The sequence below is a fragment of the Pseudactinotalea sp. Z1732 genome (assembly GCF_049724975.1).
In the GTDB taxonomy this organism is placed as follows: domain Bacteria; phylum Actinomycetota; class Actinomycetes; order Actinomycetales; family Beutenbergiaceae; genus CALKWS01.
Genome location: NZ_JBMPQC010000033.1, coordinates 1 through 6,389 on the forward strand (window position 1 = coordinate 1; position 6,389 = coordinate 6,389).

6 protein-coding genes are annotated in these 6,389 nt (G+C 68.8%); all 6 read right to left on the minus strand.

Annotated features, from left to right (window positions below):
* Window positions 1-168: 168 nt before the first annotated feature.
* Genes ACPL7H_RS19210 through ACPL7H_RS19235 form a run of 6 tightly spaced genes read right to left on the minus strand, consistent with a single transcriptional unit; the run spans window position 169 to window position 5,625 of the window.
* On the minus strand, window positions 169-585 hold the full coding sequence (locus tag ACPL7H_RS19210) for a hypothetical protein (protein WP_424798043.1): 417 nt from the start codon (window positions 583-585) through the stop codon (window positions 169-171).
* Complete coding sequence (locus tag ACPL7H_RS19215; protein ID WP_424798042.1) at window positions 575-1,015, minus strand: hypothetical protein; 441 nt, start codon at window positions 1,013-1,015, stop codon at window positions 575-577. Before ACPL7H_RS19215 ends, ACPL7H_RS19210 begins: the two co-directional genes overlap by 11 nt.
* Entirely contained in the window at window positions 1,012-1,881 is an 870-nt protein-coding gene (locus ACPL7H_RS19220; RefSeq protein ID WP_424798191.1) for a hypothetical protein, read from the minus strand. Before ACPL7H_RS19220 ends, ACPL7H_RS19215 begins: the two co-directional genes overlap by 4 nt.
* A gap of 9 nt (window positions 1,882-1,890) precedes the next feature.
* Window positions 1,891-2,793 (minus strand): hypothetical protein, encoded by a 903-nt coding sequence (locus ACPL7H_RS19225; protein WP_424798190.1) that lies wholly within the window; start codon window positions 2,791-2,793, stop codon window positions 1,891-1,893.
* Window positions 2,794-2,803: 10 nt separating this feature from the next.
* Window positions 2,804-4,825 carry a hypothetical protein gene (locus ACPL7H_RS19230; protein WP_424798337.1) on the minus strand — a complete coding sequence of 674 codons (2,022 nt, stop codon included), beginning with the start codon at window positions 4,823-4,825 and terminating at the stop codon, window positions 2,804-2,806.
* Window positions 4,822-5,625, minus strand: a complete 804-nt coding sequence (locus tag ACPL7H_RS19235; protein ID WP_424798338.1) for a hypothetical protein — start codon at window positions 5,623-5,625, stop codon at window positions 4,822-4,824. Before ACPL7H_RS19235 ends, ACPL7H_RS19230 begins: the two co-directional genes overlap by 4 nt.
* Window positions 5,626-6,389: the final 764 nt, after the last annotated feature.

The following is a 6,389-nucleotide window of genomic DNA, read 5'->3' on the forward strand; positions in this document are numbered from 1 at the left end:
TCCACCCAGTCGGTCAGGTCGGCACCGGCGGTCTCGCTGGCGGCGATGGTTGCGGGGTCGGGGTTCGCTGCCTCTTCGGCTAGCAGTTCCTCACCGTCGCGCCACACCTGCGGCGGTTCGTCCAGTTCGGGCAGGTCGATGGGTTCGGTCATGGTGGGCTCCTTGTGGTCAGGTGAGGTCTGCTGCCACGTCGGTCGGTGGCGTGGGCGGTGGGACCCCCGGCAGGTGCATGCCTGCCCATGCCAGCACGTCCCGCAGGTAGCGGACCGTGGACCGGTGGCGGACCTCGAAGGCTTCGCGCTCTTGCCGGCGCTCCCGCCGCTCCTTTGCGAGTTCGGCCTCCAGGTGGGTCACGCGGCTCTCAACGGCCTCCAAGCGCTTCTCCATGCGGTCCACCAGGCCCTCGTACTGGTGCAGGCGGAGGCGGTCACGGTCCACCTCGTTCTCGGCGGCCTTGGCGCGCCGCTCCACGCGGGTGGCGCGGTCGGTTTGTTTGGTGGACAGCCACACACCAAGGAAAGTCAGGGTCCCGGCGAGGATCGTCGCCAGCGCACCCCACACGGGGCCGGGGATATCACGCAGCATCGGCGACACCTCCCGGCGTTGGGTGCTCGACCGCTCTCACCGTCCCGTCGTCCGGCCCAGCCAGGATGATCAACAAGACCGCGAACCCCGCGTACTCCAGGGCTTGCGCCCACCCGGTGGGGGTCCCGGCCGCGCCTTCGGACATCACCCACACCACCCACCCGGCCGCGAGGGACGCGCCCCGGAAAGCGACCACCCCGACCAGGGCGGCGTATCCCAGCCGGTAGCGGCGGGTGAACGCGGCGGTGGCGGCGATGGCAGCGGCGACCACCCATTTGCCGACCTCGACCACCGGCGGCAGGTGCGTGTGGACGACACCCTCCACCGGCACGGTCGGTAGCCGCAGCCACGTAAGGGCGCCCAGGGTGAGCGCGATCCACGCGAAAACGACGAGCACCTGGCCGCGTTTCTCGAGGGGGCAGCCGGTCATTCGGGCATCCGGATCCACGACCCGGAGACCAGCAGGTCATCGGTGGTGGTGCGGGAGTGGGAGGAGTTCGCCAGACGCAGACCACCACCGGAGAGGACCTGGTAGGTCTGCGTGGTGCCACCGTTGGAGCCGATGGCGGCGCCTGCGGTGGTGGGGCGGTGCGCGGTGGGGATGGTGGCGATCGTCTGCGCAAGCGCACCCGCGGAGAAGGACACTCCCCGGATGGTGGCGCGGAAGATGAACGTGGCGGTGCCGTCAGGGCCGGTGTCGCGGACCAACTCGGCCGAGACAATGGTGGACCCGCCCGCCGGCGCCAACGCTGCCGGGCCGGTGAACACCTCCCTCGTGGTGGTCTCCGGGGTGCCCGCCAGCCTCGCCACCGGCCGCTGCGCGGTGCTGATGCTGACACCGGACGCGTTGGTGTCAGAAGCCCCGGCGGTGACCTGTGCGCGGCCGATCTCGGTCGCACCAGCCGGCAATGGCGGCACGGTGGGTGACCCACCGCTGGTGCCTTGGGTGACACCCACAACCACCTGGTTGTTCTCGTCTCCGGCGTCCACGTCGTTCTGGCGCACCCAGATGCGGTCCCAGCGTGACCCGGTGCCGGGTGCCGGGGTGGTGGGCACGTCCATGGGTGCGTCGTTGCCGACCAGCACCGACCCGTCACCGCTGCCTCGTGTCAGGGCCACGGCACCGGCGCCGACACGGTATGCCCACCCGGTGGTGCCGGTGATGGGCAGGCCCCAGAGGGTGCCGTGGTCCTGGAAGAGCCCACCGAGCGCGATGCGGGCACCCACTGGGGAGGTGCCCACGATGTCGTCGCCGGTGACCTGCTCACGGACAAAAAGGCCAGTATGGAACGTCATGGCTTTTTCCTATTCCTCGGTCTGCTCAGGTTCTTCACGTGGGCGCTCGACCTCGAACTGGCCGGCTTGGTCGCCGCGGCGGGCGTTGACTCGCACGAACACGTCCCGGCCCGCCTGCCCGTACACGCGCACTTGCCCGCCGGTGGGTTCGTCGGCGCCGACGGGGAACGGGCGGCCTACGGGTGTGACTTGCACGCCGCGCCCGTCGGTGTGGGCGAGGTGCTCGAAGTACTCGGGCAGGTCGATCGTGGCCTGGCCGTCGTCGTTGAGGGTGGCGCGGTAGTGGTATTCCAGTCCGGACACGGGGGACTCGGTGGTGGCGTGCACGAGTTCCATGCCGGGTTTGGTGGGGTGGGGGAGGCGGAAGTTCTTCGCACCGTCCACTGTGAGGTCGCCGCTCACGGACAGGTTGGTGCCATCCACGAGAAGCATTGTCGTGGGGGCCTTGACCTGGACCTGGTTCGTGGTGGTGCTGATGTGGTGCGATTCGTCGAGTGTGCGCAGCCGGAACGTTGTGCCCGCATGCAGTTGCAGTTGTCCGGAGGTGCGGAGCATGGCGATACCGTCACCGAGGCTGCCGGCGTCCTCCAGGTACAAAACGGTGTAGTCGTCGTCGTCGGTGGCGTCTTGCCCTCTCGGTGGGATCAGTCGCATCGCTGTGCGCACACCGGTGGCCCCGAGGTAGGCGTCGATCATCCCGGGCTGTTCCAGGGTGGGGCGACGAACGAACAGGCGGCCCACGACTTCCAGGCCTTCGGGTGTGGCGGTCACCCCGGAGGCGCGCAGGGGGCCGCCGCGTTCCAGGTTGGACACGCGGGCGTCCACTTGCCGGAGCGTGGCGAGGAGTTGTGCGAATCCTCCCGGCCCGGCGGGTGTGGTAGGGCCGGCGGGGAAGTCCTCAGATAGTGACACGTGCGCTCCCTTATCTTGAATCCATGGCGGGGATGGTTTCCAGGTCCACGAACGCCTCCCCGTGGCTCCCGGAGATGGAGGCGATGCGGACCTGGTGCGCCCCGCCCGGCAGCCACACATGGTCAGAGCCCACGTGGATGGTGGCCAGGTCACCGGGGGAGTACTCGCCCAGGCGGGGTGTTTCATCGCGCCCCACCCGGATTTTCCAGGTGGACCAGGGGGCCGCGCCTTGGGCCACGGCCGCCCTGGCGTGGGAGGTCAGGGTCGGTTGCTCGATCACGGACGTGTGGGGGAGTGTTGCGTGCATCAGGGGGTAGCCGCGGTCCCACTGGTCTGGGTCTTGGTGTGATCCCAGCCGTAGGGCTTGTTCGTGCCCCTCACCCACGGCGAAGGCGTAGTTGGTGCGGCGGGAGAAGTCGGAGGTGACGGACACGCCGGAAACGGGGCCGGTGGGGTTGGTGGTGTCCCATACCCAGTCTGGGCCGTCCTGGGTCAGGAGCGGCCCGGAGTTGGTGCCGGTGCGCAGGGCCCATTCGATGCCTTCGCCGTCTTCGCGGAGGCGGGGGGTGAACGCGATGTCGGGGCCGTTCTCCACCTGGGTTAACTCGGTCAACCGCTGCCGGGTGGTGGCCAACTCAAACCCGGGGTAGGTGCGTTCGTGGTTGCCGACCTGGTCCGGTGGCAGCACGATCGGTAGGTGCCCGCCGGTGTGGGCGGTGGCGGCTTGCACGAGTCGTTTCGCGATGGCGCCCAACGACAGCCCGGTCCAGGACAGTTGCCGGGACTGGGGGCCTTGCCCGGGGCCGAGGACGGGGATCACGAGCCGATAGTCGAACAGGGACCACAGCCCGGATGCTCGGATGCGCAGGTCCCCGGTGGTGTCGTCGTAGTCGTGCACCCAGATCGGTCCGGCCTCCACGATTCTGCGGCCCACCTGGTAGGCCAGGTAGCAGCGGGTGCCTTCGACGGCGGCGCGGATCTCCGCCCGCTCCGGTGCTGGGAGGCGCCGCAGCGGGATGGTGGCTTCCAGGGTGCCGGGTGCGTTCAGGACCGCGGAGAACGAGCCCGCGCTGATGGGGAGGTGGCGCAGCCGGTTGCCTGTGGTGAGTTCGCCGGTGAAGAACTCTCCGGGGTCGTGGAGGGTCGCGACTTCCGCGGGCAGTGGCGGACCCGGAGGGGTGGGGCCGGGTGCGGGGCCGGGGTCGTCGGTGTTCCAGGTGAGGGCGGCCCACACCATGTGGTGGTCTGATGGCAGGGGGGTGCGCAGCGGTAGTCCGGTGCCGTCGGCGTAGTCGGCGTCCAGGCCGGCGGCGGGCACGTCCACGCCGGTGTCGGTGACTACGGCGTCGATCCAGCGCCCGTTGAGGCGGCCGTCCATCTCCGGGTCCCACCCGTTGAAGGAGTTGAACTCATCCCGCACCACTGGGGCTTGGCTGCGTTGGCGGGTGTTGGGGTACCCGCGTGCCCACAGGTCCGAGTCGGGGCCGTGGATTTCGTGGGATCCGTTGGTGTCCAGGGCCGCGATGCCGTGGCGGTGCCCGTCGCGGCGGGCGTCCAGGAAGTCCGCGACGATCTGTGCGTTCTCAATCCTGGATTCGAGGGTGCCGGTGGAGAAGTGCGCGGTGACGAACACGAATTCGGCGCCGGTGGGCCGGTGGGCGAATATGGCGCCGGTCATGGCGCGTTGGGCGCCGGAGCGGGTGTGGATGACGTTCAGGTCCCACGTTTCGGGGTCTGAGCGGCGCTCCACGAGGGTGTTGTTGTGGATGATCGCGTTGTACCGGGTCCCTGGTGTCACTTGCCAGGACACCCCGGGTGTGGCCGCGTTGATCGAGTCGCACAGTTGCTGTGCCTGGGAGGTGGTGGCGTTGTTCAGGTTGGACACTTCTTGTAGGCCGACGATGGCTGCGCCGGAGCGGATCACGGCTTGCGCTGCGTGTTCCCGTCGTTGCGCCCAGGAGTGTCCTTCTGGGTGGTGCAGGGACGCGAGGGTGATGTTGTAGGTCCCGGCGATGAGTTCGACGGTGCTCACCAGTACGTCGCCTTGACTTGGGCGTGCAACACGGCGTCGGTGCGTTCGGGTGCGGTGAACACGTACTCGGCTTCGCCCTCGCGGGGGACGGTGGACCACTCTCGTACGACGAGGCGGCCGGAGCGGTCGGCCACGCCGTCCTGGAGGACGGTTCCGGCGGATGTGTCGATGGACAGCACGGACCCGGCGGGGATTTGGTCGCGGTAGAGGAGCCTGCGGCCGGTGGAAACGTGGGTGATCATGAAACCCCCTTCGCCCACCGGGCCGTGAATGTGGAAGGTGGGGTGTGCGTTGGCGGTGCCGGGGTTGGCCAGTCGCACCCTGCCGGTGCCGGATGCGGGGCCGAACAGCAGCGGGGTGCCGGTGCGGGTGCGGACTTCCTCCGAGATCGACGCGTGCGCCTCACCGGTCCATCGGTAGGCGGTGATCGTGCCGTCAGGGTTGGATACCCATGGGGTGCCCCCGTCGAAGTAGCCTCCCTGACTTCCCTCCTCAGCGAGCACGGCGGTCATGTCCAGGTAGTCGCCGCCCTGCATCGTGGTGCCCGCATCAGTGACGCGTGACCATAGTTGGAAACCGTCGTAGAACGCGTCGGCGGGGAGGGTCGCGGTGAACCGTTGCCACTCCCCGGCTTGGACCTGCACCCGCTCAGAGTTCACCGTCCCGAGTGAACTGGTGCCGTCGCGCAGGTGACAGTCGAGGCGTAACTCGGCGGTCTGCGACGGGCGAAGGTATGCACTCAGAGTCACCACATCACCGGCCGCGCCCGCCACGCCAGCCTCACGGTAGAACGTTCCCACGAAGTTACCTACGCCTGTGGTGAACACCTGGCGTGTGAACCGCTCGATGTGCGGCACCGGCGTCGGCCCCGTTACGACCTCAAGCGGCCCCGACCCTGTCCCCGAGGCATACCAGGGATTCGAGTCGCCTGCATGTGGGCGTGTCGCCAGGTTCCGCCGCGTGATCACACCAGACACCACGTCACCACCCCCCCGTGAACAACGGGAACCGGACCCCACCCGTGGGCACCGGCAAAGACGCGGACGCGGCGGAAACGTCGCCATACCGGAACGGGTCATCACACGACCACTGCGCAGCCCACAGGAACCCGCCATGCCCCGACCCAAGCCCAGCCCACCGGCCACGCTCCGGATTCGCCGCGAAACGCAACAACCGCGCCCTCGCCGTCAACGTCCGACCCGCATGCTCAACCGTCAAATCCTCCGGCTCCCCGTCAAAACCCATGTTCCGGTCAAGATGAGCCAACAACTCATCCCGGGCCGTCGAGATGTGCGCGGTGCCCTGCACCAACACATGCCGCGCCTCAGCCCACACCGGCCCCCCGAACACACCATGCCCAGGGCGCGGATCGGTGCGCTGCCTCGGTGAGGGCCGCTCCTCCCACCCGTCCAGGGAATAGATCGTCACCGGGCCGTCCCCACCCCCGATGCTGAGGCCACGCCAATGGATCACCGTACGGCTCACAACGCACCCACCATCTGCCACTTAAACGCGGCCTCAACCTGAGACAAGTCCGCGCCGCCGAGACGCTCCACGTGCACCA

Coding starts and splice junctions, on each gene's coding strand:
- ACPL7H_RS19210 (WP_424798043.1), bottom strand. CDS start 585: ATGCTGCGTGATATCCCCGGCCCCGTGTGGGGTGCGCTGGCGACGATC.
- ACPL7H_RS19220 (WP_424798191.1), bottom strand. CDS start 1,881: ATGACGTTCCATACTGGCCTTTTTGTCCGTGAGCAGGTCACCGGCGAC.
- ACPL7H_RS19215 (WP_424798042.1), bottom strand. CDS start 1,015: ATGACCGGCTGCCCCCTCGAGAAACGCGGCCAGGTGCTCGTCGTTTTC.